Source organism: Vibrio sp. 1641 (genome assembly GCF_033339995.1).
GTDB lineage: Bacteria > Pseudomonadota > Gammaproteobacteria > Enterobacterales > Vibrionaceae > Vibrio > Vibrio alginolyticus.
Window position 1 is genome coordinate 178,101 of the sequence record NZ_JAWOVP010000001.1, and the last position, 24,986, is coordinate 203,086.

Genomic DNA, 24,986 nt, shown 5'->3' on the forward strand with positions numbered 1-24,986 from the left:
GTTCCCCTATAACCCCTTTAAATACTGCGCGTTGGCTGTTGGTTGAATCATGTCATTCAGCGTTTGGATGGCTAGTTCGCTGTGATCTTCAAGTAGAGCTAAGAACGCGTCAATCAACTCAGGTTTGCTTGCTGAGACTTTCGTTTCGGTCTGGATATCACGCAGATCGATCAACACATCGGTAAACAATTGCGGCAGATCGTGCAGCACTTGCAGGTTTAAGACGTTGTGCTCGCTGTAGATTGAATTGTGGCTGCCTTTCTGTTTTTGCACCACGTAAGGATTGTCTTTTAAGTTGATGATAGACGTGCGTTTATCACAGCGTTTCAAACAGCCTTTGTTGACCTTCACCTTACGGCATCCTTCGGTTTGTTGGAACAAACATTGGCGGCTCGTGAGTAGGGTATTTGGATGATAAATGCTGTAGAAGCTGCGCATGTTTTTCGGACGCTTGATATAGCGCATCTGCTTTATATTCAGCTCATTAGAAACAAACGCGCCACTTGCCGCGAACTCGTCTTGAAGGCATTTAAACGCGTATGAGTTCACCGTGTTCAGTTGTGGGCCTGCCACCCAGCCTAAGCCGAGCTCTTTTGCGAGCATGCTGACGCCTGAGTTGTTGGTGATCAACAATTCAGGTTGGATGGTTTCCAAAAATACACGAGCGGATTGGTAGTCTTCGCCAATCAAAATGGCTGGGAACCAAGGTTTGAGCATTGGGTTGGCTTGGAACAATTCAATCATCGCGCTCAGTTCACCAGACAATCCCATTGGCAATTGATAGTAAACATCAACGTCGTGGTATTCGCACAGCATGGCTTCTTGTGCTGACGAGATCAGAACCGATAATTTTGGCGCACCTTGGCGAGGCTCTGGTTGAGGTAACGCTGGCAGAGCTGGCACATCAATCGACCCTTTCAAGCTGCTGCCGGATACTTGTGTCGAAGTGACATCGAACGACTTAGTTTGCTCTGCCACTTTCTCAATGATCGCGGTTTTGTCGTCGTAGAGTTTCTTTTTCACCGCTTGTACATCATCAGCAGACTGGCATTGGTAAACCTTCGAAAAATGCTTTACAGCGTGGTCGCGCGGGTTGTCGATGTACATCGCCTTGCCGAAATCACCTTGCAAAAATGCGTTGGAGAAATCACGGTTGAACACCGTGTATAACTCTGTGGTGTCTTCAGAGAGTTCCAAACCCTCACACAAGCGATCAATCTGTTTACGCCAGTTATCGACCACGGTGTACACGTAGTGGGATTTCTTAATGCGGCCTTCCACTTTCAACGAATACACACCCGCATCAGCAAGCGCTTCTAAATCGCTAAATGCGGAGTTGTCTTTCATATTAAGTGGGTAGTTGTTGCCTGTTTTGGTCGTTTCGTACTGTTCGCGACAAGGTTGGCTACAGCGTCCACGGTTACCTGATGCGCCATTGCGAGCTGAACTGATGTAGCAAATTCCGGAGAATCCGATGCAGTATGAGCCGTGGACAAACACTTCCATCATTACGTTGTGCTCGCGACCAAATTGCGCCAGATGTTTTATCTCACTGATGTTAAGTTCGCGAGATAAGTTTACTCGGCTTGCGGTGAGCTGGTTGAGAAAGAGGATCTGACCTTCGTTATGCGTGTTCAGTTGCGTTGAAGCGTGCACATCCAAATCGGGAAAGTGATGTTTGAGAATGTAGGCCAGACCGAGATCTTGTACGATCACGCCATCGATTTTGGTGGTGTTCAGTTGGCTGAGTAAGCGAACAATCGCTGGAATTTCACTTTCTAAAATCAGCACATTCAACGTTAGGAAAATCTTACATCTGTGCTGATGGGCTAACGTTAACACGCCATTTAAGTTATCTAAGGTGAGGTTGGTCGCTCGGTTACGAGCATTGAAGCGGTCGAGCCCACAGTAAATTGCATCGGCGCCAGCGGCAATGGCGGCTTTGATGGAATCTAAATCACCACCGGGTGCTAATAACTCAAATTGATCGCGTGTCACTACTTTTCTCTTTCTTACTAAAATAGGCTGCAAATGTTACGTATTTCACGCTTTTGATGCTCGGCTAGTTAATGCTTTATTAATCTGAATCAATTAATCCGTGTTACACGGTCGACTCTTGAGTGGGTAGAGTGCAATTCGCCATAGCGGAATCTGACTTCTATAGTTTTCCTACACTTGGTTTTTCTATATTTAGTTTTCTACTCAGAGAGAGGAAGGGACGACAAATGAAAAAAGTAATGATGGGGTTGGTAGTGGCGTTGGCGTCATTGAGTACGTTGGCTGGGGAGGGTGTGGTAACCGTTGCGAGCACACATTCAGCAAAAGATACGGCGGATAAATTTGTCGCTATCGCGCAAGAAAAAGGGTTGAACGTCTTTGCGCGCATTAACCATCAAGAGAACGCCACGAAAGTCGATATGACGTTGCGACCAACTGAAGTTATCGTGTTTGGGAACCCTAAAGTGGGCACGCCACTGATGAGCTGTGCGCAGGAGGTGGCGCTCGATTTACCCCAAAAAGTGTTGGTGTATGAAGATGCTGAAGGTAAAACGTGGTTAGCTTACAACGATCCGATGTATTTAAAACAGCGCCATCATATTGAAGGCTGCGACGAGGTATTGAACAAAATCAGCGGCGTGCTGGGCAATTTAACCCACGCGGCGGCGAAGTAGAGTGCTGTATTAGGGCTGCTTGTTATGTTGAAGAATAAAAAAGCCCCAATGATTGGGGCTTGAATGAAGCGAAGTATGCCGTTTAAAAATAGTGGAAGATCGGCGGTTCATGCATCAAGAAGTTTTGATGGGAGATGTTCCACGCATAGGCGCCCGCTAAGGTAAACACAACGTAATCACCAATATCGACGTGGGCGACGTGTTGATTGCGTGCCAGCACATCTTTGGGCGTACAAAGCTGGCCGACAAAGGTCGCTTGTGCATGCTGAATTGGATGAGAAATCTCATGGTGTTGCTCGCTTTTCAGGATGACGAATGGATGATCATGGCTCTGCGCCGCTGGCGTGCGGAAGTGGTGAGTTCCTCCGCGCGCGATGACAAAGTTTTCGCCAAGATTTTGCTTAATATCCAGTACTTCCATCACGTAATAACCGCATGCCGCCGTGATGAAACGTCCGCATTCAAAACGCAGTGTCCAATCTTGCACTTGCTCTTTGGCGATGAGGAATTCCAACTTGTCGCAAAACTCCATCCACGGAAAGTGTTGCTCAGGGTTTTGGTAGTTAATCCCCATGCCTCCACCCAAGTTGATCATCAGCTCACCGAGTTCAAACTCTTGTTGCCACGCTTTCACGACTTGGAAATAGCGCTGCATTAACGCTAAGTGACGTTCAACATCGAGCTGATGCGACATCAAGTGAAAATGGAAGCCTTTGAGTGACACTTGCGGGAAATCGCGCAGCAACATCAAAGTATTGCTCAGCTCGGACTCGTCAAAACCAAAAGGGGTCGGCTTGCCGCCCATCGCCAACTTGCTGAGCGTGATGTCGCCGATATTAATGTTCATACGCAAAAAGATCGAAGCAGGGCGGTTGAGGCGCTCGGTTAGTGCTCCAATGCGCTTTAGCTCGGTGAGGCTTTCGACATGAATCGCATCGACATCCAGCTCAATCGCTTGTTGCAATTCACTTGGCATTTTTCCTGGGCCGCCGAAGATCAATGGCTTATCGAGTTGTTGCTGGTGGAGGTGTGCCAACTCCCCACCAGATGCCGCTTCAAAACCATCGACATACGGCGCGAGCGTTTTAAGAATCGGGCCTGATGGATTGGCTTTGGCTGCGTAAAATAGCTCGACATTTTTCGGCAAAACGTGGCGCATTTGTTTGATGTGTTCTTCTAAGGCGTTTAGATCATACAAGTACGCGCACAAGGGTTGATTTTGCTGCTGTGCGAGCGTGTGAATTTGCTGGCTAACGCGTGTCGGTAGAGAGAGTGAATTAGACATGTTGCGCTCCTTTTTCGTGTTGCTGCCAAGGCGCAGCGACTTGGGTATAGCCCGACTCCTTATCGGCTTTTTGCATCAAACGCGTGGTGAAATTATTTTTGCTTGGGAAGTGACCGCCATTCTGCAACGCTTCTAGTTCCGGCTGTTTTCCATTCACTGACTGCCAACGCACAATGGCACTTTGCACCGCATTCCACAGCGTTTGCTCTAGTGGCTCATCACCTTCTGCGATGAAGAAAATCGCTTCGCTGATATTGTTGATAAAGGTGCAGTATCCGATGCGATTCCAGCCTTGTTCGCGACTGTAGTAAACCGATTGTCGCGCGCGTTCAGACAAGTCAGTTAATGTTTCTGCTGGCCAGAACTCCGGCAGTAATTTAGTGCCTTCCAAATCACGAATCCAAACACAACACGGCATCTCTTGCTCAAAGCCAATTAAGGTGTTTTGCAAATGCGGCTCAAACGCCACCCCGTGTTTGAAGTAGTAATTAAACACGCCCGGGATCAGGCAATGCAAATAGCGTTCAAACCACAGTGTCGCGATGTCGGAATAGCGATTTTGCGTAGTACGCGCTTTGTTTTTAAGGCGTTGAGCAATGCAACTGTTGCCGTTTTTGTCGTAAGCAAACAGAGCGCCAGCGAGGGTTGGTTTTAATATGTCGACTTCGCTCAGCGAGAAATTTTCGCGGTATAAAATCCCAAACGATTCGCGCGCTTTGGTGTTGTCGTCCCAGTTGTGCTCAGCGACACTTTCTAGATTCAACGTGGTGGCGTAAGGCTCAGTCATCACTTTAAATACGGGGTTGTGCAGCTGCTCGTTTTCTCTAATTGGTTTAAGAATCGACGTGAGCTGCACGGCGCTGTCGAGTTCGTACCACGCGTTTTTGCGCACGCAATTGGTTAATCGTACGTTGATGGAGAATTTCGCAAACCAATCCATATCTGGGTGGTAGAGGGTACGAACTGAAGAGGTCGGCTGCATCTTTTCACCACCTAAACCCAGTGGCGTGATCTTGCCTTGTTCAATGGCACGCTTCACGCTTGGGTTGCTCAAAATGGTGTAGCTTTCCCAAGGATGGCAAGGGTAGAGGGTCTTCCCATTGCTGGTGGCGTGTTGTGGCGCGAGCTGTTGTAGCATGTGCTGAGCAGGGTTAGCTTCTCCGTCGGAACTCAGCACATCAAGTAAGGACGTATCCACTTCAAACCAGTACAACGGGACTTGCGCGCCGACTTCTGGAGAAAACGCCAAGAGATCATCCATGGTGACGCCCGAACGACTTTTCGGGGTCGGATGGAAAGTATGCCCCCAAATCAGAGACTGTTCCGAAGCGATAAACTCGTTGTGATGCGATTTGGGCGCGACGTTGAGAAACTGCTCGGTAACCAGCACGCTATTTTCTAGTTGTTCGATCAGCTCATGGTTAAACGGGATCGCCAACACCTGCTTGAGATAGTTAAGCAAAAGCGTAAGAGTTTGCGTGGCATCCAATTTCGCCCAACCAGATCCCGGCATTTTCGCCCACGGCAGTTCTGCCAATTTGATTTTGCCCAGTTTGCTCGCGTAGTGAATCGGCAAAACCAGCACGCCATTTTGTTGAGAAAGATGAACGGCTACCCGCTGCTTAGCGGAATAGTTGCGTTTTAACGTTTGGGGTAGCGATGTCGATTGGTAGTGCCATTCCACTTGTTGATTCGGTAGCGCAAATTCACGTAAGTAACAATTAAGAACACCCATTATCGTGTTGAGTTGGGCCTTCTCCCGATTGAGCTGCACCTCATGCGCGCGCAACTCGCTAGTCTGAGAGGATTGAGTTTGTAACATGTTGATTTCCAAATTTTGAATGGAGAACCAGCGCGATCAAGGTGATTACGCTGACTATCGCAGAAAGTAGGAAAGGAACCTCAAGTAGCCCCAAGCTAGAAATGAAAGAAGCGCAAAATCCCGCTGCCACGCCCCCCCATTTGGACATGGCATCAAAGCGAGAAAATACTTTGCCACTGAGTTTGCGATCCAGATTGCTCGCAAGATGCTGATGCAATCCGTGATAACAACACACCATCGCGATGCCGAAGATAATTCTCGCAGCAATGAGTGCGGTTTCGGATGCAATCAAATGCAAGGCAGAGCTCACGGCAAGCAATGCAAACCCAAGCCACAACGTGCGCAGCGGTTGATGGCGATTCAGCCCATCTGACAACACGTGGATTTTGCCTGCCAGCAACAGATAGACACCATGCGGCAGTGCGTACAAAAAACCGATCCATGCGTGGTTAGTGATGCCATATTGCTGCACAAACGGCGAGAAATAAGGAAAGGTCACCACCATAGAAAACGCAAACCCGAACTGAGCAAAGAAGATCCAACGAATGGCATGCATTGCGTTTTTCTGTGCAATGGGTTGTTCTTGCTGAGATTCTGAGTTTGGCTTTTCGAGGTTTTGTTCGGCGGGTTTATCCGCTGGCAGTGCTAGCGTGATGCCCATAGCAATTAAAGGCAAAACGCATAACCAAAGGTACGCGTTGAGTGGGTTGGTTTCGGACAAGCTCCAGCCGAGCCCAATGGGCGCAACGATCAGCGCCAAGCGAGCAGATAGTTGGGTTTTATTGAGTGACTTGCCGAGTGTTTTGGCTTCTTTAATTTGACTAGATAAGTAGCTGTTCGAGGCGGCCATGGTGCCGCCAAAGGTTCCTTGAACAATAAGACCAAACACAAACATGGCGAGGTTGTCTGCCAAGCCGCATAGCGCAAACCCTGCTGCAAGGCCAAGTTGCGCACGCAAGAGTGAGCGGCGGCGACCGTAGCGATCGGCAAAGTTGCCCCAAAATCGCGCCGCCAACGCAGTACAAAACGTAGGTAGGATAAACAATACCCCTGCCCAGTCCGCATCAATGCTTGCGCCTAATGTTGGCAACACGACGGGTAGAAATAGCGGCATACCTAACGCGGCAAACGCAGCGATAAAGTGGCACAACAACACACTGTAGATGAGTTTGGTCATAATCGTTTAACGTACGCTTTTTTTGATGGCTTCTAAGTAGGCGCGTTGCGCTTCTTCGCTAGAAAGCAGCAAGAAGTTCGGAGCCGACAAACCATAGAACTTATTGATGTCACTCGCGCCGGAGGCTTCTTTCGAGAGCAAACTGCCAGAGCTCAACAAGTATTTGGCGTGCAAATCAGGTGCTTCTTGCAGTAACTCGCGTGCCAGTTTTGTCTCTAACCCTTCGCCTTCCAATCGGTTGAGTTGCTCTGCAATGCTTTTGGCCACGATGGCATAAAGCGATGCTGAAGAGGCAATGCCCTTCGCTGCCATGGCTTCTACAATCGCTGCGATATCCAATTGTAATGTGATGGTGGTAAACATCTGACCGAGCGCCAATTCATTGTCGACTTTGATGCGTTGATCGAGCAGTTCATCGCAATCCACTGGAAGTAGTTTTGCGCCGTGTTTTTGGGCTGCATGCTCTGTTGCAAAGTGGAAGCGCTCTGGCCAAATCCGCGCCGCGTCGTTGTCTTTCATCGCGAGCGTCATTTTGCCCTGTTGATCAAATGCAACGATGGCGTTTTGTTGGTTGGACTCCAATGCGATGCCATAACGCAGCCACAAGGTAAGGTGTACTTGGCATAATAGGTCGACGTAATCTTTGAACCACGCCAGCGTATCTTGTTGATAGTACTGCTCCGCCAAATGTTCTAAGAACAAGCGACCATCAGGCATTGGGCTAGCCAGTGCTGCAACCGGAACTAACGCTTTGTCTTCGCAATGAGTAAGTGGGTACTCACGTACGATGTACGCGAAGGTTTTATCCTCGCCGACGTGTCCACCGTGCTTTTCGTTGCAATGGAACAAGCGACTGTTTAAGTCGGCGTCCGTTTGTTCAAGGTGGCTGAGTAGGCGTTCAAACCAGTGGCCGTCATACAGTGTTGAAGGCTTGATTAAGCGAATGTTTTTCGTGCCTAGCGATCGCATGATCAGCGGAACTTTGATGTGAATATGCGGCGCGTCGTTGACTACCACAGTACGAACGGAAAGCGTTGGCGTCACGTCTAGGTACGTAAACGGCGCTTCTATCACACCTTCGGGTAAGGCTTCTAAAGATCGCAGGGTGAGCGGATGTGCAGGGAACAAAACGTGGCTCAGTGCAAAATCAGCAGGAAGCCCAACTTGCTCCATGGTCGGCCAGCAATCAGGTTGTTCGCTGGTTAATGTCACCAGTGATTTTTCAATCGCAATCCAATGCAGAGCAAAGCTTGGTGCAAACTCGGGCGCGTACTTAGCAAGGTCTTCATCGCTCAGACCAAACTTCGCCCGCGCAGTTGGATAGTACGGATGGTCAAGGTAAGAAGCGATCTGGTCGGCTAGCAGCAGCTTTTTATGCCAAGAACCAAGCTCGGATATTGGTTGAGAAATGTGGTCTGCGTGATGATAAAACGCTTGGTCACACAGCGCTTTGTGTTTCTCTGCACATTCCAGTTCTTGAAGGTATCCCGCCAGCAACTCGTGAGAGCTCTCATGCGCCAGTGTCGTTAGTAGCGCAATCCACTCTTTGTAATGCTGTTGATGCTCGACTTGGCCATTTTTCTCCACCCACCAACCTTGTGGTGTTTCGTCATTGGCGTGACCGTAGCGCCAGTGCTGCATGTAATACGTTGGCGCAACGGGTAAATACAACGTGAAATCAGAGTTGGCAAATATCAGCCAGACTTGCTCGTCTTGAGGAACAATTACCCCTTTTGGCGCGTCGCTACTGAACTTGGCCTTCGACAAAATGCCAAACATGTCTTCGCGCAAGCAAGTGTCGATCAATCGTTGCGTTAGATACAAAGCGTTGTCATTCATGCTGCCACCTCACGAGTCGGAGCTAGATTGAAATTGTTAAGCGCGTTCTGCAGTGCTTGGTCGAGGTTTCTCCCCGATGGCGAGACAATCGAAATTCGGGCGAGATAATCCTTGTTGGAATAACTCTGTTGGAAGAGTTCTCCCGCGTTTTTTAGTACTTGCTGCTGGGTGATGACATCGCCATCGTGTTGGATGAAGGAGGTTGAATCTCCATCAATCACACCACTGTGATCCGCAACCACATAGTGCACGTGTGCTGAGCCATGAATTTGGTAATCGCCGTCCAATCTTCGGCCCAAATGCAGACCCAAAATTGTGCTAAACCAACCAAAGTGAGCGAGATTGTTGAGCAAGAATTCGCGGCCATCTCCAATACTGCGGTAGTTAATTTCCACCAGAACTGGGCCGTTTTCCGTAATGATAAATTCGCTGTGGCAAACTCCAAAACCAACGCCGAACGCTTTCAGTTGAGCCAAGCAAGCTTCTCGGTGAGCAATGCCGTTTGGTCCGTTCCAGTCTGCGGCGGTTTCGATGAAGTAAGGCGGCTCAGAGAGCGACACATCAAAACCGCCCACGGCGATAAGTTGGTTACCATCTCCTAAAGTTTCGAGCGTAACCAACGGTCCTTGAAGAAACTGCTCCACCAGAATGGTGGCGTTTGGGTGCTTTTGCCAAAACGTATCGCAGTATGCATCGAGCTCGCTTTGGGAGTCACAGCGCTGTACATCTATACTTGCCACGCCTTCTTTGGGTTTTGCTACGACAGGGAAGGCCATGCCTAATGCCACATTCGAATGGCGATGCAGCAAACAGCTTTGTGTGTTGGGTAAGGATTTTTCATTTAACACTTGTCGAGTTAAGTGTTTGTTTTTGGCCTTTAACGTGACAGACCAATCTTTGGCTGGTAGACCAAAAAATTGCGCGCAGATGGCGGTGGAAGTTTGTAAGTGATCACTATTGCTGAAAACAGCGTCTGGCTTTAGTTCATGCTCCGTGATGGTTTCGATGAGTTCTAATGGGTTGAAGACATCACATTCTAGAATGGTATCCGGATTAAAGTGACTATCACGACTCGCCAACTCTAAATGGCTGAGCTTATGGTCGGTGATAAGAACGACGTGAAGGTCCATCGCTTTAGCTGCAGGCACGAAGCCGTGAGTGACTGCATCGTTAACGACATGACTTACGATAATCATCGTAGATTTCATGAGCTTTCCTAATTTTCTAACATTTTCTTCTAACGTTGATAAAGTCGCTCACGGTCGTCTTCCAATGTGCCTCTCGCGAGACGGAGGGCAGAAGTTTTAGTGTTTATTGTTATTATGTTTGGTTTTTTTTGTTGTTAGTTGTGTTTTTAGGGTAAATAAATATAGAGCATAAAATTAATATTGCAAATAGAAATAATATTTGTTCTTATTTCCATCCGTTGGCTTTATAACAACTAAACGGAATTATGGAATGAATAAATTATTGACCCTGACCCCCTTGGCGGTCGCGATTGGTTCTTCACTAGTAGCACCAAGCGCAGTGGCTTCAGAAGAGACGAACTCAACCTCATCAGCAACTGAAACGATTCAAGTCTTCGGTCATCAGTACGAAGGTTATGCTGAACACATGCCTCAATCAGGCACCAAAACCGATGTGGAATGGCTTGATGTGCCACAAGCGGTATCTGTAGTAACGAAAACAGAAATGCAAGACCGAGGCGCGGTGCGTTTAGTGGATGCGCTAGATGGGGTAGCCGGGGTCAATAACACCTTGGGCGAAGGCAGCCGTGACCAGTTCATGATTCGCGGTTTTGATTCACTCAACGATATGTATCGTGATGGCTTGCGAGATGACGGTACGTTGCAGTCTTACCGCAGCTTAGCGAACGTTGAACGCGTTGAAATTGTGAAAGGCCCTGCGGGCGCATTGTATGGCCGTGGCTCGGCTGGGGGCATCATCAACTTGGTGACGAAACGCGCTAACGGTGAGAATTTTACTCACGTAAACGGTAGTGTAGGCAGCAACAACCAGTATGTTGGTCAGGTCGACAGCTCAATGGCGTTTACAGATAAGGTCAACGGGCGTATTAACTTGGAATACCGTCAAGCCGACTCGTACGTTGATCATGTTGATTCAAACGATTTCTTCATTGCACCGACCATTCGTGTGTTACCAGCGGAAGGTCACACCATTGATATTGACGTGGAATACGCCCATCAAGAACTAGTGCCGTATCGTGGTGTGCCATCAAAAAATGGCAAGCCAGTTGATTTGCCAGTAAGCACTTACTTTGGCGGCACAAACGACTATCAGGAGTCAGACAGTCTCCGTATTGCGGTGGATTACGAATGGCGTCTGAATGATCAATGGGTATGGAACAACCGAGCGGCGTTCAACCATATCGAACTTGAGCAAAAAGGCACGCGTCAGGGCAAAGTGACGGGTAATGAAGTGTCTCAAACCGTTAACAACTTTGGTTACGATCCACGTACTACGACCACTTTACAATCTGAGTTGGTTTGGGAAACCAGGGACAATCAATTGATGGTGGGTGCAGATTTCAACCAGATCGATATCGACCTAACGTTGGCAAGTGACAAAACGCTTCCTCCGCAAAATATCTACGACCCAGTCGTTGGTCCAACGCCTGATCCGGGCTTTAAGCCATTTCGTGACAATACCACCACCACGACAGGTTTGTATGTGCAAGACGTCTATACGTGGGGTGACCTTTCTTTGATCGGTAACGTGCGTTACGACTCGATGGAGCTAGAACAACAAAAAGCGGGCTCAGATAAGGAAAAATTGGATGATGACAAAGTCAGCTACCGTGCTGGTTTGGTATACCGCATCAATTCCGACACATCCGTATACGCCAGTTTAGCGCGCTCTTGGCAGTTACCGTACGCTGGTATCTACATCAATCCAAAATTGGCGGAATTCTTCCACACCGACTTAAAAGAGGTGGGTGCGAAAGCGTACCTTTTGGATAACGCATTAATGTTGAATGCGGCACTGTTCCAGATTGATCAAGAGCAACCACAAACTAACGTGGACGGCGATGTGATCGATAAAATTGAAGTGCGTCACCAAGGCATTGAATTAGAGGCTCGCGGCCAAATCACCAAACAGTGGGACATCTCTGTGGGTTACAGCTACTTAGATGCGGAAGACAAAGCCACAGGCAAAAAGCCTAACGATGTATCAGACCACTTGTTCTCTCTTTGGAGCACTTACCAATTGGATGACAACTGGCGTTTAGGCGGTGGTGTGAAGTACGTGGGCGACCGTTACGCAGGTAACGACGAAGCCGTCGCACTTGGCGATTACACAACGGTGGATTTGATGGCGGCGTACACCACTGGTCGTCACAAAATCCAAGCGAACGCTTACAACATTTTGGATGAGAAATACATTCTTGGCGCAACAAACGGCACGTCTGGCTTAAACCAGATTGGCTACGGCGCACCAGCCGAGTTCATGCTCAGCTACGGATATCAGTTCTAGGCTTTTTGTGCGTAGTTAGCGCCTGTTAGCCGATTTTTTCCTCATATTGAGGATGTTTAGCCCCGAGAGCCTACGGGATGTATTCTGCCCGAGGCTCAATTTCTCGCAAAGGAGATCTTAATGTCTTACCAGAATTTGGATGGTAAAGTGCGTGTACGTGCTGGTTTGTCTACCACTTACAGTGTGCTTGCGATTGCAATCGCTTCTGCCACATCCATGAGCGCGGTTGCCGCTCCTGCTAAAAAAGAACAAACTACCGCGATGGAAACTGTCGTTGTCACTGGTAGTGTGATTGGTAACTCTGAAATTGAAGACGTCAAAGAGTACCCTGGTGCTCGTACCGTCATTACCCGTGATCAAATTGAGAAAACCGCCGCAGGTTCGATTGATAACGCGCTGCAGCGCGTGCCGGGTATTAAAGTTCAGGATGAAAGCGGAACGGGCGTATTGCCTAACATTTCCGTACGTGGTTTGAAAGCAAGCCGTAGTGGTCATGCTCAGTTTTTGATGGATGGTGTACCGCTAACACTTGCGCCATATGGTCACACTGGTCAGTCTATCTTCCCAGCAACACTGTCGATGCTTGATCGTATTGACATTGTACGCGGTGGTGCCGCAGTACAGTACGGCCCAAACAACGTCGGTGGTGTGATCAACTTAGTGACCAAACCGATTCCACACACGTGGCAAACTGAAATCAGTAACCGCTTTACCGTGTTTGATGGCGGTGATGCGCCACTGAATGATTTTTACCTGCGCACGGGCGGCTGGTTAAGCGACACATTCGCGCTGCAGTTGGAGGGTAACTTCCTAAAAGGCGAAAGCTTCCGTGAACATTCCGATACGGACGTGAAGAACTTTCAAGCTAAAGCACAGTGGCTATTGAGTGACACTCAAGAGATTCAAGCATTCCTGCAACGTTACGATGCTGAAACGCAAATGCCGGGCGCACTTTCGCCACAAGATTACGAGCAAGATCGTCACCAATCGAAACGTCCTTACGATGATTATGAAGGTAAGTCGACGCGCTGGAGTGTTAAGTACATCCACGATTTGCCATTTGCCGACAGTGCTGAGCTAGAAGTGCTAACGTTTGGCCATAAGTCAGAGCGTCTTTTCAAGTGGGGCTTTAACAGCGCGGGTGGCCATTGGGCTGATCCGGCTTTGCCTTCTACGAAAGTAAGTACTTCACCACGAGAGTTCCGTGTTTATGGTATCGAACCAAAGCTTGCTGTTTTTGTTGATGGAGGTGCCATTACGCAAAACTGGATTATAGGGACTCGTTACATTAATGAAGACATTCAATATAAAGTGACACAAACACCAGTGTCAGGCGGAGCCACAAATGTACCGCGAAATTGGCACCTTGATACCGATGCGTACGCAGGCTATGTGAGCAACGAAGTCGGGTTGTTTAATGGTGCGTTAAAAGTCACGCCCGGACTTCGTTATGAATTTGTTGATATGTCCTATAAAGATTTGGGCAGCGGGCAAGAATCTGGAAATAAGGTGACTGAATTATTGCCTGGTGTGACGATCGCATATAACTGGAATGAACAATGGCTGAGCTATGCCAATGCCCAGAAATCTCTTCGCGTTCCTCAGCTTGTTAATGTTCGAGGGGTCGGTGAGGAAAGCAGTGAGTTGGCTTGGAACTACGAATTGGGCGTTCGGTATGTTCAAGATTCAACAAGCTTCAATGCAGCTTTGTATCGCATTGACTTTAAGGATCAGTTGCAATGGCGGAGTGCGACAAATACGTCTGAAAATATAGGTAGAACCCTTCACCAAGGTTTAGAGCTTTCTGCTCGTTACGTGCCTGAAGTTCTACCTGCTCTGAGCTTGGGCGCAAGTTACAACTACCTCGACGCTACGCTTGAAGATGAGGGCGAGAATAAAGGTAATCAACTGCCTTACACCTCTAAGCATCAGCTTGGTTGGGATGCAACCTACGCATTTTACGGCATGGACACCACGCTATCGGGCTTCTACTTCAGTGATTCGTATACTGATAACGCCAACACTAGTGACGAAGACGCAACAGGTGCAACGGGCAAAGTGCCGTCTTACATGGTGTGGAACTTCAACTTAGGCACGGATTTATACAAAGACGACAAAGGCAAGTTACGCATGAATGTTGCGGTGAACAACTTGTTTGACGAGGAGTATTACTTCCGCGGGATTGATACAAGCCCAGTTGGTCGGTACCCAGCTCCGGGACGCTCTTACACACTGGATCTGAATTATCAGTTTTAAGAGTTTCGTTCACCGAGTTTGAAAAGAAAAGTCGCCAATTTACCTTGGCGACTTTGCCGATCTTAGGTACTGGAAAACTCTTAGCACTGGAAAAAAGCAAGATGAAAAATAAAAAACAATTTACGATCAAACACTTTTCAACCGTTTTGCTGATGCTACTGAGCTCAGCTTTGATGTCATTTAGCGCATTTTCTCAGGTGCGCAGCGTGCAAGATGAGCAAGGCACTTTTGAGCTAGAAGCGATACCTCAACGTATTGTGGTTTTAGAATTTTCGTTTGTCGATGCATTAGCGGCAGTCGATGTCTCACCGGTAGGCGTCGCCGATGACAACGATGCCACACGAGTCATTTCTGCTGTTCGTGCCAAGGTTGAGCCTTGGCAATCGGTCGGCATGCGCTCGCAACCGAGTTTAGAGGCGATTGCGGTGCTCAAGCCGGATTTGATCATTGCTGATGCAGAACGTCATCGCGCGATTTATCAAGATTTGCAGCGAATTGCGCCAATTTTGCTGTTAAAAAGCCGTGGTGAGACATATCAAGAAAATCTCGAATCCGCACACAAAATCGGCGTGGCAATTGGCAAACAAGCGAAAATGACACAACGCATTGAGCAGCACAAACAGACAATGGCGGAGTTCAAACAGCATTTTGCAACACAAGAAACCATTCAGTTTGGTGTGGTCTCTGACAAAGGGATGTGGCTGCATAGCCCGGTTTCTTACGCTGGTGGCGTTTTGAGTACGCTGGGCATTCAAAGCCCGCTGGCTCCATCTGAGCAAAAAGCGTATATCCCAACCAGTTTCGAACTTTTACTAAAAACCAACCCTGATTGGTTGTTAGTTGGACTTTACTCTCAACCAAATATTGTGGATGAGTGGCGCAAAAATCCATTGTTTAAGTTGCTAACTGCTGCAAAAAAACAGCAACTTGTTGAGGTTTCTCCTGAACTGTGGTCGTTAAATCGCGGCATGTTGGCTGCGGAAGAAATTGCCCGCAATCTTGAAGCGTTATTGGAGCGCTCATGAGTGCGGCGATAAGCTCGGAAAGCGCGTCTTCGGTTAGCAAATCGCATTGGAAAGCGAGCTTGTTTGTCTGTGCTATGGCGTTGTGTACGCTCTCAGGCTATGCAGCCTCAATGATTGGCTGGTCCAACTTTTCTTTGAGCGTTAATGATCTGACAAGCTATTGGTTTGCGTTTGATGAGGGCAATATGCTGCATCAAATCCTCGCGACGCTGCGTGCGCCTCGTACCTATGCTGGGTTATTAATTGGCGCTTCGCTTGCGGTATCCGGAGTGCTGATGCAAGGATTGACTCGTAACCCTTTGGCGTCGCCATCCATTCTCGGCATTAATGCTGGTGCGGCTTGTTTTATGGCCTTGGCGTCCATCGGCGTACCATTCTTTAGTCAATTGAACCCAATCATCAACGCAGTACTCGGCGCGCTACTAAGTGGTGGTGCGGTCATGTTGTTGGGTGGTTTTTTCTCCGCGCGTTCTCACCCATTGCGTTTAGTGCTAGCGGGCATTGCCATCAGTGCACTGCTGATAGGGTTAACTCGTGCGTCGGTAATTTTGGCGGATGACATGGCTTACAGCGTGTTGCATTGGTTAACGGGCTCACTCTCTGCGGTAGATTCTGAGCAGTGGCAGCAACTGTGGCCTTTTGCGACTTTAGGTTTGGTGCTCGCCATGGGCTTAGCGCGAAACTTAAATTTACTCGCGTTGGGGGACGAAGTTGCTGTCGGGTTGGGTGGTAACATTCGTCTTACGCGATTAATCAGTGGTTTAGCGGTTGTGCTGTTGGCAGGAACTAGCGTAGCGATTGCTGGACCAATTGGCTTTGTCGGGTTGTTAGTGCCGCACTTGGTACGCCCGATTGTTGGTCACAACTATCACATTCTCATTCCGGTTTCCGCCTTGTGTGGCGCGGCATTGGTGACGTGGTCAGATGCTTTATCACGCGCGATTGCCTTTCCGGCTGAAACGCCAGTGGGCGTGATTACCGCGCTGTTGGGCACACCTTGCTTTATCGCGATTGCAATGAGGAAATCATCATGATGAATCAAACCAAACTGTTTGCATTAGTTGGATTGTTGCTGATTGCGTCTTCTCTCACGCTGTTTGTTGGTGCGGCGAACATGTCGGCTCAACAGGTTTTTGCATTACTGTTTTCTTTCTCTGACTCGGACTTTGTGATTCACCAATATCGATTACCGAGAATGTTGCTCGCCATTGGCGTGGGCGCTGGGTTGGGGCTGTCAGGCGTTTTAGTTCAAGGCGTCATCCGTAATCCACTTGCCTCACCAGATTTAATGGGGATAAGCGCCGGAGCAGGACTGGCGGCTACCGCTTGTTTGGTGCTGTATCCGAATGCGCCAGTGGCAATGTTGCCGATGGTCGCCATGGCGGGAGGCTTGCTTGCTGCTGGCTTTATTGCTGTGCTGGCTTACTGGTCGAAACCAACACCAGCACGTTTGGCGCTGATTGGTGTTGCTGTCAGCGCATTTTTAGCCAGCGGTATCGATTTTCTTCTGATTGTGCACCCTATTGAAATCAACACGGCGATGGTATGGCTAACCGGCAGTTTGTGGGGACGAAACTGGCAACAAGTGCCGTTTATTTGGAGTGCTTTATTGCTGCTACTGCCATTGGCGTTTTGGCTGGCTTGGCGGCTAGATGTTATGGGACTGGGAGAAGAAAGCGCCACTACACTTGGCACGAAACCAAGACAGATCCAAATTCTTGCGCTGATTGCTGCCGTGCTATTGGCGAGCATCAGTGTGTCTGTGGCAGGCACGATCAGCTTTGTTGGCCTGCTTGCGCCGCATCTTGCGCGTTTGCTGTTTGGCCACAACCACAAGTTGTTGATTCCAGCCGCTGCAACCCTTGGCGCTTTGTTGGTGATTTGCGCCGATGGTTTAGCGAGAGGCTTACAGCCGCCAATTGAGCTACCAGCGGGAGTGCTAACATCTGTTATTGGCGCACCATATTTCATTTTTCTTTTGTATCGTTACAGAGGTTGGTAAGCATGTTACGAACGCAGAACTTATCCGTCGCGTACGGCAAACAGACCATCATTCCAGATCTCTCTTTGTCGATTCCTCAAGGTAAAATTACCGCACTAGTTGGTCCAAATGGTTGCGGTAAATCGACACTATTAAAAACCTTGGTACGCATCAATAAACCTGCTTCTGGCCAAGTGTTGTATGACGACAAACCACTAAGCAGCTACGGTGATAAACGCTTGGCGCGTTCGTTGTCTTTGCTGCCGCAGATTCTTGTCAGTCCTGAAGGTATTACCGTCAGAAAACTGGTCGAATATGGCCGCTCGCCTTATCTCTCTCATTGGGGCAGGTTAAGTCAACAAGACAAAGCCTTGGTCGAGCAAGCAATGCAAGATACTGGCGTGATTGAGTTTGCTGACAAGCCAGTTGAATCGTTGTCTGGCGGTCAAAGGCAAAGAGCGTGGATTGCGATGGTAATGGCGCAAGATACCGACGTAGTGATGCTTGATGAGCCAACCACTTACTTGGATCTCTCTCACCAAGTTGAGCTGATGAAACTCATGAGGCAGATGAACGACAAAGGCAAAACAGTGGTCGTAGTGCTGCACGATCTAAACCAAGCGTGCCGTTACTGCGATCATTTGGTGGTGTTGGAAAAAGGTCAGTTAGTCACGCAGGGAACACCGCAAGAGGTAATGACAGAAGGCATGTTGTCATCGGTGTTTGATTTACAAGCGAGAGTATTTAATGACCCAATCTCAGGCACGCCGATGTGTGTGGCGGTGTAGGTTTACGTCTTTGGAAAGCTATCTGCAATAAAAACGTCGATCCATAAAAACAAACCCCGCTAGTAACAAAGTTGCTAGCGGGGTTTGTTGTTTTTAAGAGCGTCCTTAATGTGGCGTTTAAGCCAGTTTAAACGTCGCCACTTTCGAGTTGAGATCCTCAGCTTGCGATTTCAGCTCAGCAGATTGATTCATCGATTCTTCGGCACCAACTACCAAGTGATCGGTCACATCTTTAATGGACGTGACATTTTGCGTGATTTCATTGGTTACGTGCGTTTGCTCTTCGGCGGCGGTCGCGATTTGCGTTGCCATATCGCTGATCAGCGCAACGGCCGCGTTGATTTCATCCAGAGCCAGTGCTGCGCGATCTGCATCTTCCACCGAACCTTGCGCGAGCTGAGAGCTTGTATCCATGATGGTCACAGCGCGTTGTGTGGTTTGCTGCAAGGTCTCGATCGTCGAGCGAATCTCTTCGGTTGAGGTGTGTGTGCGTTGTGATAGCACGCGAACCTCGTCTGCAACAACGGCAAAACCGCGACCTTGTTCACCTGCACGCGCCGCTTCAATCGCCGCATTCAGAGCCAGTAAGTTGGTTTGTTCTGCGATGTCTCGAATCGTTGATAGTACGGTTGAGATGTCTTGCGCGTGCTGGTTGAGCTCGCCGATGACAACGCTCGCTTGGTTGACTTCAGAAGACAAATTGTTGATGGATGACTTGGAGTTGACCACTAACTCATGACCATTTTGTGTGCTCGCTGAAGAGTCTTGAGCGGCTTTAGCCGTCTGCTCTGCATGTGCTGCAATCTCTTGCGTTGCCGATGCCATTTCAGTCACAGCGGTCGCCACCATCGTGATTTCTTGTTGCTGATGGTTCAGATCGGAAACCGATTGATTCGCGCGATTCGTGCTCAGCTCCGATTGTTGGCTCAGTTCTTCCGCTTGGTGACGAATGTGACCAATAAGTTGCTGCAAACTTTCAACGAACTGGTTGAAGTTTTCAGCCAGCTCACCAACTTCGTCACGGTTTTCTACTTTGATGCGTTGAGTTAGGTCGCCGCTACCGTTTGCGATTTGTGCAAGCGCATTCGAAACGTTGTAGAGCGGACGGAACAAGATGTTACATAGCAGATTAAACAAAGCTACGCAGATAACGACGACGATGGTGGTTGCGATGATCTGATCCCAAACAGCATCGTAAAGTGGGGCAACCAACGAGTTTTGATCTAACACCGTCACTGTTGTGAGCTTGGTACCCTCTATGTGGCGCGCGTAAATCACATATTCGGTGCCGTTAATAGAGACGCGACGCTCTGTACCTGAACGTGCGGCAGACGTAATGTCGTTGTTGTTGAGGCCTAGCTTGCTAACCGGTTGATTCAGCAGTTTACCGTTGTTATGAGTGAAAATATTGCCCTGTTCATTGGCAATAAACATATAACCTTCACCCGGTAGGATCACTTGGTTCAGACTGTTCAGGATATCACCGATCTCTACGTCAGCACCCAGAACGACGGTTTGACCATGCAATTGCAGGGCTTTACCGAGCGACACCACATTCGCACCAGTTGCAGCAGCAACGGTCGGGTTATCCATAAAGACTTTCGATGGATTGGCAATGGCGTTGGTGTACCAGCCCCACTTGCGAGGATCGTTATTACCTGGTGGCAAAACCACCCCATTAGCGTTGTCTTGTGACCCGTCCGGGTAAGCGAGGAAAACGTTATCGAACGCGCCAGAGTCTCGGACTTGTTTCAAATGCGTAACCAGAGAACGTTTCTCTGAATCAGAAGAGAGTGAAGTTAGTGCGCGCTCTTTAGAGAGTAGCCAGTCCTTTACGTATTGATTGTAAGATGCGCTAGTGCTTTCTAGTCGCTGTGCGACTTCGACATCGAGCCTGTTTAATGAATCTCGAAAAGACAGCCCCTCTACCAGCACTCCCCCTAGAATGATGGCGGCACTGGCAGAGATTGCCAGTTTGTTTTTTAGTGATAGATTTTTGAACATAAAGCGAATAGTAGATCTTTGAATAATAGTTGTTGTGTTTTTATTCTCATCAGTACTCTCTGTGCTGTTGAATATGCAGCAGAAAGTCAGATTCGAATCTGTTCAATAATTATATTTTATTGCTCAAAATAAATACTGACTCCATGTCGCGAATTTGAGTTTTACATCAAATAAGCAAAAGGATTTGGAACGATATTTTTTATGTATTTGTAAAGTAAGGATTTGTCGATTTTTGTAAATGAGAATTGATTTCAATAAATGGTGATCTTTATCACATTTGCGTGTCTGACAATCCATTAAAAATGTGAAGGTTATAGCACCGGATATATATTGATTAGCTTAATCATTGTTATGGGCAATCGTTATGCGCAGTATATTGTTAGTCCCCGCGTTATTAGTGTCAGGGTGTGCTCTGATACAACAGTCGACGCCGATTCAACCTGACGCCAACTGGCACGTGGACCAGTTATCGAACGGTATGAAATACCATCTTTATCCAACAGAAGACCAAGAAGTCTCGGTCCGTTTGGTGATGAATATCGGCTCATTCCAAGAAACATCTTCTCAAAAGGGTTACGCTCACTTTGTTGAGCATATGGCGTTTAATGGTAGTGAGCATTTTACCGGTAACGACGTTGTCAAACTTTTCGAGCAATCTGGTGGTAGCTTTGGCGCTGATATCAACGCTTTTACCAGTTATCAGCAAACGTCTTACCAACTTGACCTTGCGAATAATACGAAGCTAGAAGATGCCCTGAAGTGGATGAGAGATATCGGTAACGGACTTGAGTTTGCTCCTGAGCAAGTAGAGAAAGAAAAAGGGGTGATTCTCGGGGAATGGCGACGTGCTAATCCGGATGATAAGTCCTTTTCTATGCATGCTTACCAAGCCTCGATTGAAGGCACTATGTATGGTGAGCATGACCCAATTGGTACTCGCGAAGCGATTCAAAACGCTTCCTCGAGTAAGTTAAAGGCGTTTTACGACAAGTGGTACCAGCCACAAAATGCCGAGTTGATTGTGACCGGTAATATCGACATAGATTCACTGTCCAAGATTATCAAAAGCAAGTTCTCGAACTGGGAAAGTACCTCGGATACGGTAATAGAGAAGCGCCGTGATATTCGAGTGAACAACGAAAACAGAATCTTGCCAAGTAACACGATGGAATCACCAAGTCTTCATTTAGTGATTGAGCGTGGTCTAAGTGGCGGTACGACGATTGAGCAACAACATGAAGTGTGGCGTGATGAAGTCGCAACACAACTCATTCAACAGCGTTTGATCCGTGTACTCAGTGATGCCGCTGAACCTTTTCAATACGCTTATGCAGAGCCCTATTACTCTAACTATCAGCGTATGATGTCGGCAGGGATTTCGTTTGCACCAGATCGCCGCGAACAAATGCACCAGACTTTCATTCGTACCTTGGCGTCGTTGAGAGATTATGGTGCGACTCAATCCGAGTTAGATAGCGTTATGTCAAATTGGCAAGGTGAACTTGCAAATATTGATTCAGATTGGAGTCAGCGTAAGCCAAACAGTTACGCAGAAGCACGTGTTTTTCAAATTGGACAAGACAGTGTCAGCCAATCAAAAGAGAATTATGCCCAGAGTTTGGCAGAATTCATCAACAACGAGAATTTAGAGAGCATTAACACACAATTGGATGCCTTGTTATCTCAGCAGCCAAGCTTTTTTATTGGTTTGGGGAAAAGCGAAACGTCAGAACAGTTCAATGGTGTATTTGCCGCTCTAAACAGTGCCTATCTTCAAACTGGCGAAAAACCGTTAGAGATGTATGACAAAGTGGATGGATTCTTAAAGCCTACCCAGGAAGGCAGCATCACGAGCATGCGTCAGGAAGCGGGTGGTTTTCAAGTCTATACGCTATCAAACGGTGTCGAAGTGTGGTTCCAAAAAGATACTAAAGCGGGTGGTCGAGCGTATATTTATTATGCGAGTCAAGGTGGTAAAGCCGCTGTTGATCCGACGTTGTATGCCGCTTATGAAATCGCAGCAACAACGGCAATACGCAGTGGGTTAGGGGCATTTTCTGGTTCAGAGCTAGATAGCTACTTACGCAAAAACAACATTGCGCTTGGCGCGATGCTTGATGCGACCAGTCACGGAGCGCAAATTACGGCGCCAAATACGCACCTAACTGATGCTTTGAATGGACTATACAACCTAGCGACGGAGATTAAAGTCGACGAGCGCCAGATGGCGGCAGCGAAGCAAGAGTTTAAACAGCAGAGCGGCGCTTTTTTTGAATCACCGATGGGAAAACTGATTCAAAAAGCAAACGGCAATTCTTATTTGCCGGGTAGTCGTCATCGTATAGTGTCCAGTGATGATGTTGAACAAGTGACTTCCGAGCAGATACTAGCGGTGCATGAGCAACTTTTCAAAACCAATGATGGTTTTAAGATGGTTATTGTTGCAAACGTAGAGCCGGAAGAAATTACACCACTTTTGCGTAAATATGTGGCCTCTATCGAAATGAAACCGAGTCGTTCGATTGATTATCACGTTGCGTTTAACCCGGAAGTGCCGGAGCGAACTGTGGTTTCGGATGGGCATGAACCTTCATCGTTGTATGTAATGCGTTTGACTAATACGAGCGATTACCAACGTACGGCAAGAGACACGGTTATCGAAGATATTTTGCAACGTATTAGTAATGCACGTGTTTTGGATATTGTGCGAGAAGAGTCTAGCCTTGATTACAGCCCGAGCATTTACACCATGACACAAGATCGCGAACCCATCTCTGATTGGCTCTTGGAGTCTCAAGTTGAGCCCGAAGACGTGGCACTTTTAGAGAGTAAACTGGGCAAAGTGTTTGATGGTTTAGCGTCAAATATTACCCAAAAAGAAGTGGATACGGCCGCGAAACAACTGGCAGTCGCGATGCAAGGATTGGATGACAACCCAGCACAGAGATCATGGGCATATACTCGTTATTTGGTGCATGATTACGGCGTCGATGTGTTGCTTGACGTTGAGAAAGTGGCTAAGAGTGTGACGTTAGATGAAGTGAAAGCGCATGCAAAATCAGCTTTTGGTCCACAAGCAAAACGCTCGGTGATGGTTTTAAATCCGGCCGAATAATCACGTAGTTTCTGACGAAAATCGTGGCAATAGTAATAAAAAAGACGGCGTGAAAGCCGTCTTTTTAAGCACTTTAATCAGAGCGTTTTATGCTGATTTACGCGCAAGTCGCTTTTCATTGTTGGTGTTGTTTTCTTTTGTGTTCGCACTGTCTTGAGCCTTACCCTTTAACGTTACCACTTCCTTTTCAGGTAATTCGGCTGCTTCACCAAAGAATTTGCCACCAGGTTCAATGCTGAGGTTATTGCTCCAGATCCTACCGCTTACGCGTCCCTTGGCAAGCACTTGAATGTGTTCTGCGTGACAGTTTCCGTCCATCATGCCGTTAATGATCAGCTGTTTAGCGTAAATTTCACCGTTTACTCGCCCGCTTTCTGCGACAACGAGAGTGCCTTCCACGTTAATTTGACCATCGACGATGCCATCAATCTGGACATCGTTTTCTACTTTGAGTTCTCCGCTAAGAGAACAGCCTTTGGCGATGAGAGTTGAAGCTGCTGAGCTACTCGTTGTTCCACTGTTTTGATTAAAGATTCCCATCGTATTCTTCGCTCCTTAGTAAAAATGTCTTCGAAATCATTAAGGCTCCAATCGACAAATGGTTTCGGATTCAGTGCTCGCCCAACAAATCGCACCTCGTAATGCAGGTGAGGGCCAGAAGAGAGCCCACTGTTGCCGGAAATTGCAATCAGCTGCCCTTTTTTGACGAACTGACCACTTTTTACTTTGAACGCTTTCAAGTGCGAATAAGAACTCGAAAAACCGAAAGAATGTTGTAGCCTGAGGAAGTTACCAGAGCCTTTATTACTGCGGCGGGTGACTTCCACTACCCCATCGGCAGGGGCATAAATTTTGGTGCCGATATTTACGGCAAAATCGAGCCCACGATGCATCTTGGCAACTTTTGTCACCGGATGGATACGCTTACCGAATCCGGAAGATAGTCGTACGTTGCCGACTGGAGAGCCACTTGGTATTTGGTTTAATAACACCATGCGAACGTTTGAGGTTATCGCTGCTGCATCGAGCCTAGCATCCAAGTTATTTGTCGAGGTATGTTCCCCAACCCCAAGCACTTTCTCTAATTCCCCCAAACGTTCCGAAACAAGTTGTACCCGTTCTTCCCGTTCTGAAAGGTCATTTTCTAGCTCTGATTTAAGTGTTTTCAGTGTGCTGAGCTCTTCACCCATGGTGCGTGAATGCTCTGTCAATTCAGCTTGTTTTAACGCTGCATTATCAACGCGAGTGTACAAGTGATGAATTAAGATTACGGTCGCGGCCAGAGCAACAACAAAAAAAACGAAAAACGTTTTTATGTTGCGTTGCATCCTTTTACTGAAGTACCAATGTCTTGAGCCATTGATAGTTGATATAGAGATCGTCAACTGGTCTTTCATCGTCTTCTATTGCTCGTATTTGGTATACGTCTCGTCACTGAGTTAGTAGGAATGTAAGGAAAACGAGTAGGGACTGCCAGAGGCAAATTGGAAAGAAGTGTCAGGTCGTGAGGCGTTTTCAGATATTAGA

Annotated in this window: 17 protein-coding genes; 8 read left to right on the top strand and 9 right to left on the bottom strand. The window is 47.8% G+C overall.

Going from position 1 to position 24,986, the window contains the following annotated elements:
• Nucleotides 1–6 precede the first annotated feature (6 nt).
• Nucleotides 7–1,998 (bottom strand): peptidase U32 family protein, encoded by a 1,992-nt coding sequence (locus R7Z47_RS00865; RefSeq protein ID WP_086047185.1) that lies wholly within the window; start codon nucleotides 1,996–1,998, stop codon nucleotides 7–9.
• A gap of 227 nt (nucleotides 1,999–2,225) precedes the next feature.
• On the opposite strand from R7Z47_RS00865, the gene R7Z47_RS00870 reads away from it, so the two are divergent.
• On the top strand, nucleotides 2,226–2,672 hold the full coding sequence (locus tag R7Z47_RS00870; protein ID WP_318129759.1) for a DUF302 domain-containing protein: 447 nt from the start codon (nucleotides 2,226–2,228) through the stop codon (nucleotides 2,670–2,672).
• 82 nt (nucleotides 2,673–2,754) lie between these two features.
• Here R7Z47_RS00870 and R7Z47_RS00875 read toward each other — a convergent pair whose 3' ends face one another.
• From R7Z47_RS00875 to R7Z47_RS00895, 5 genes are read right to left on the bottom strand one after another with little or no spacing between them, the layout of a single operon-like run.
• On the bottom strand, nucleotides 2,755–3,957 hold the full coding sequence (locus tag R7Z47_RS00875; protein WP_137282962.1) for a type III PLP-dependent enzyme: 1,203 nt from the start codon (nucleotides 3,955–3,957) through the stop codon (nucleotides 2,755–2,757).
• Entirely contained in the window at nucleotides 3,950–5,779 is a 1,830-nt protein-coding gene (locus tag R7Z47_RS00880; RefSeq protein ID WP_213875780.1) for an IucA/IucC family protein, read from the bottom strand. The genes R7Z47_RS00875 and R7Z47_RS00880 overlap by 8 nt, the downstream gene beginning before the upstream one ends.
• Nucleotides 5,751–6,956, bottom strand: coding sequence for an MFS transporter (locus tag R7Z47_RS00885; RefSeq protein ID WP_047731545.1), 1,206 nt, complete (start codon nucleotides 6,954–6,956; stop codon nucleotides 5,751–5,753). The genes R7Z47_RS00880 and R7Z47_RS00885 overlap by 29 nt, the downstream gene beginning before the upstream one ends.
• Nucleotides 6,957–6,962: 6 nt before the next feature.
• Complete coding sequence (locus R7Z47_RS00890; protein WP_262606645.1) at nucleotides 6,963–8,795, bottom strand: IucA/IucC family protein; 1,833 nt, start codon at nucleotides 8,793–8,795, stop codon at nucleotides 6,963–6,965.
• Nucleotides 8,792–10,003 carry an acetyl-CoA carboxylase biotin carboxylase subunit family protein gene (locus R7Z47_RS00895; protein WP_213875784.1) on the bottom strand — a complete coding sequence of 404 codons (1,212 nt, stop codon included), beginning with the start codon at nucleotides 10,001–10,003 and terminating at the stop codon, nucleotides 8,792–8,794. Before R7Z47_RS00895 ends, R7Z47_RS00890 begins: the two co-directional genes overlap by 4 nt.
• Before the next feature lie 250 nt (nucleotides 10,004–10,253).
• Here R7Z47_RS00895 and R7Z47_RS00900 point away from each other — a divergent pair, with 250 nt between their 5' ends.
• The 6 genes from R7Z47_RS00900 to fecE all read left to right on the top strand — a co-directional run bounded on the left by R7Z47_RS00900 (nucleotide 10,254) and on the right by fecE (nucleotide 18,340).
• Nucleotides 10,254–12,290, top strand: a complete 2,037-nt coding sequence (locus R7Z47_RS00900) for a TonB-dependent receptor (protein WP_025768678.1) — start codon at nucleotides 10,254–10,256, stop codon at nucleotides 12,288–12,290.
• Between the two features lie 120 nt (nucleotides 12,291–12,410).
• Nucleotides 12,411–14,546, top strand: coding sequence for a TonB-dependent receptor family protein (locus tag R7Z47_RS00905; protein WP_262606644.1), 2,136 nt, complete (start codon nucleotides 12,411–12,413; stop codon nucleotides 14,544–14,546).
• Nucleotides 14,547–14,647: 101 nt separating this feature from the next.
• Entirely contained in the window at nucleotides 14,648–15,571 is a 924-nt protein-coding gene (locus R7Z47_RS00910; protein ID WP_213968218.1) for a Fe(3+) dicitrate ABC transporter substrate-binding protein FecB, read from the top strand.
• A 74-nt stretch (nucleotides 15,572–15,645) separates the two neighbouring features.
• Entirely contained in the window at nucleotides 15,646–16,605 is a 960-nt protein-coding gene (locus R7Z47_RS00915) for a FecCD family ABC transporter permease (RefSeq protein ID WP_373417389.1), read from the top strand.
• Nucleotides 16,602–17,573: a FecCD family ABC transporter permease gene (locus tag R7Z47_RS00920; RefSeq protein ID WP_005383459.1), complete on the top strand. Its 972-nt coding sequence runs from the start codon at nucleotides 16,602–16,604 to the stop codon at nucleotides 17,571–17,573. Before R7Z47_RS00915 ends, R7Z47_RS00920 begins: the two co-directional genes overlap by 4 nt.
• Before the next feature lie 2 nt (nucleotides 17,574–17,575).
• Nucleotides 17,576–18,340 (top strand): Fe(3+) dicitrate ABC transporter ATP-binding protein FecE, encoded by a 765-nt coding sequence (gene fecE / locus R7Z47_RS00925; protein WP_054700603.1) that lies wholly within the window; start codon nucleotides 17,576–17,578, stop codon nucleotides 18,338–18,340.
• 117 nt (nucleotides 18,341–18,457) lie between these two features.
• Here fecE and R7Z47_RS00930 read toward each other — a convergent pair whose 3' ends face one another.
• On the bottom strand, nucleotides 18,458–20,344 hold the full coding sequence (locus tag R7Z47_RS00930) for a methyl-accepting chemotaxis protein (RefSeq protein WP_262606643.1): 1,887 nt from the start codon (nucleotides 20,342–20,344) through the stop codon (nucleotides 18,458–18,460).
• A gap of 364 nt (nucleotides 20,345–20,708) precedes the next feature.
• Between R7Z47_RS00930 and R7Z47_RS00935 the strand changes: the two genes are divergently transcribed.
• Nucleotides 20,709–23,459, top strand: coding sequence for a M16 family metallopeptidase (locus R7Z47_RS00935; RefSeq protein WP_017820097.1), 2,751 nt, complete (start codon nucleotides 20,709–20,711; stop codon nucleotides 23,457–23,459).
• 87 nt (nucleotides 23,460–23,546) lie between these two features.
• Here R7Z47_RS00935 and R7Z47_RS00940 read toward each other — a convergent pair whose 3' ends face one another.
• Nucleotides 23,547–23,999 (bottom strand): polymer-forming cytoskeletal protein, encoded by a 453-nt coding sequence (locus tag R7Z47_RS00940; RefSeq protein WP_080659230.1) that lies wholly within the window; start codon nucleotides 23,997–23,999, stop codon nucleotides 23,547–23,549.
• Nucleotides 23,903–24,856: a M23 family metallopeptidase gene (locus R7Z47_RS00945; RefSeq protein ID WP_005374721.1), complete on the bottom strand. Its 954-nt coding sequence runs from the start codon at nucleotides 24,854–24,856 to the stop codon at nucleotides 23,903–23,905. The genes R7Z47_RS00940 and R7Z47_RS00945 overlap by 97 nt, the downstream gene beginning before the upstream one ends.
• Nucleotides 24,857–24,986 lie beyond the last annotated feature (130 nt).